The organism is Vibrio sp. Vb1755, from assembly GCF_033338635.1.
In the GTDB taxonomy this organism is placed as follows: domain Bacteria; phylum Pseudomonadota; class Gammaproteobacteria; order Enterobacterales; family Vibrionaceae; genus Vibrio; species Vibrio alginolyticus.
The window spans coordinates 1-2,311 of the sequence record NZ_JAWOTA010000061.1 but is presented as its reverse complement, the minus strand read 5'-3'; the positions used below and the strand labels follow the sequence as shown (position 1 = coordinate 2,311).

The window sequence follows — 2,311 nt, the reverse complement described above, 5'->3', positions numbered from 1 at the left end:
GTTGGTTATCCCACTGTGGACCAAGTGTAAATGTGCGTTGATAAGCGCCCGTTGGGTTGTCGGTTGGTACAAACGGGACGTCGATCGGGAATGGGAAGCCCTCATCGGTGTATTGCAGATCGCCGTGGCCTTCCATTTGCCACATGTTTGGGACGGTAATGTGTCCCCAGTCATTCATTGTTTGTGAGTAAAACTCATCAGGTACCAACATTGGGTTGGTGAAATAACGGAATGTCCATTGGCCACTGAGCAACATAAAGCGGCGACTCAGTTCACGTTGAAAGGTTTGTGCGCTCTGAACAGAGTCGTAGGAGAAAAAGTACGCACGTGGTGCCATACGATTCTCGTGTAAGTGTTGGAAGTTTTCCCAATTGTTCACGTTTTGATCTCCCCTCGGCTTGGTGCGCTTATGTTGGAGTGCGGATTGGTTTCATCGCGGCTCAACATCAGTGCAAAAACAACGGCCGATGTATTGTGAAAAATGCTTATGAATAATCTGAGAAAGATATTAGTAAAAGTTTTACTAAAATAAATTAGTGAAAACGTTTTACTTTAACTTGGTCACGTTTTAAATGACCAATGTTGAGCAAGATGTGATCAGAGTAAAGGAATGCGTTCTAGATTGTTTTGGAAAGTAAAAACAGTAAAAATTCGGTAGAAAATAAAAGAAGAAATAAAAAGCACTGAAAATTCAGTGCTTTATTTGAGCAGTTTTGAGGGTGTTTTTATCGAGTTGTGCCGCGTAGCTTGAGCTTGCTTGGAACATACACCTGAAGGGGCAGTGCGCGTCCGTCACGGTATTTTTCTACTAACAAGTTCACGCCTTGAATACCCATCATTTCAGAATGAATACGAACGGTAGATAGAGGTGGGAAGGTAAAGCGCGCGGTAGGAATGTCGTTCACGCTGATCAGCGCAATATCATCAGGAATGTTTAAACCAAACTCATGCACTGCTCGTAACACACCAATCGCAATGGAGTCCGAAGCAATGAACATCGCTTTTGGGAAATCGCCTTTGGCCAGCATCTCTTTCGCTAAGTCATAACCGGACAAGCTAGAGAAATCGCCACGATAAATGTCGTCTTCAGAAACCACACCTTTTAGACTGCCGTAGTCCACAAACGCATTTTCACGAATGTCTGCGGTGTTGGGCTCGTCTTGTCCACCAATAAATCCGATGCGCTCGTAGCCTTGTTGTACAAAGAAATCAACCACTTGCTTGCTGATTCTTACAAGGTCGATATCAACGCAATCGTAAGGGCTAGTTGGATCTGAAAAGTCGATGTAACAGATGCTATCGGCTAAGCGTTTAGGTAACTTATTGACCACCTTTGGGTCGACTTTCCCGACTAAAAGGACACCCGTGATCTTTTGCGTTTCAACATCAACTTCGCTGTTGTAGCAATTGGTTAGCGTAATGCCGAGTTTGTCGCACTGAGTTTCAATCCCATGACGAATCGACAGGTAGTACGGGTCATTCACTTCTGCTTCTTGTTTGTAATTGTACAAGGCCAAAAAGGGATGTTTTTGCTTGGCTTCTTTGGTGGCTTTCTTCGAGCTGCTGGTGCGGTACTCCAGCTTTTCTGCGATTTCTAAAATGCGGCGTTTGGTTTCTTCTTTAACGCTCAACGTCGGATCGTCATTCAAAACTCGCGATACGGTTGCAAGTGAGACGCCCGCTTCAGTGGCGATATCTTTTAGTGTTGCCATGTACATTTCCCGTTGGCATTGCTCACAGTCCAAGTGAGAACTCAATAATCTGGCTATTGTAAACAGCTACTTAGGGATGCACAAACTTTTAGTAAAATCGTGCGATCCACGAAAGAGAGCGGTATCTGCTCGACTCATCTTCACTGCTCATCATCTTCCTGGTTTAATTTAACTAAAGTCAGCATCTAAAATAAGGCTTTTTTGTAATTTTGTGGAAACGTTTACACAATTTGAATTCGATCACGGATCTGGATCGAGATTGGTTGCTAGACTTTTAGCCAGTTAAGAAATGGGCGTACCGATTCGATGCAATGGCGATTGGCTTTTAGCGCATCAGAGTGAGGTGTGAACAGAAAGCAGCAAACGTGGAGAAGCAAAAAGTGAAAGTTCTTGTCACAGGCGGTATGGGATACATCGGTAGTCACACTTGCGTTCAGATGATTGAAGCGGGAATGGAACCTATCATCGTTGATAACTTGTGTAACGCCAAACTGGAAGTGTTAAACCGTATTGAAGCGCTGACTGGCAAACAGCCTGCGTTCCACCAAGGTGACATCCGTGACGAAGCCTTTTTGGATACGGTATTCGCGCAACACGAC

At 44.4% G+C, this 2,311-nt stretch carries 3 protein-coding genes; 1 reads left to right on the top strand and 2 read right to left on the bottom strand.

Annotated elements, in window-relative coordinates; translation table 11 throughout:
• Nucleotides 1-379 (bottom strand): sugar-binding domain-containing protein (locus R7E00_RS22490; RefSeq protein ID WP_411978689.1); only part of this gene is annotated, 379 nt, incomplete at its 3' end.
• A 346-nt stretch (nucleotides 380-725) separates the two neighbouring features.
• Nucleotides 726-1,712 carry a transcriptional regulator EbgR gene (gene ebgR, locus R7E00_RS22485; protein WP_318124477.1) on the bottom strand — a complete coding sequence of 329 codons (987 nt, stop codon included), beginning with the start codon at nucleotides 1,710-1,712 and terminating at the stop codon, nucleotides 726-728.
• Between the two features lie 380 nt (nucleotides 1,713-2,092).
• On the opposite strand from ebgR, the gene R7E00_RS22480 reads away from it, so the two are divergent.
• On the top strand, nucleotides 2,093-2,311 hold a 219-nt coding region (locus tag R7E00_RS22480; RefSeq protein WP_318124478.1), incomplete at its 3' end, for an SDR family NAD(P)-dependent oxidoreductase.

Bases quoted from the DNA above. Each gene is read 5' to 3' on its own strand.
- ebgR (WP_318124477.1), bottom strand. From the start codon at position 1,712: ATGGCAACACTAAAAGATATCGCCACTGAAGCGGGCGTCTCACTTGCA.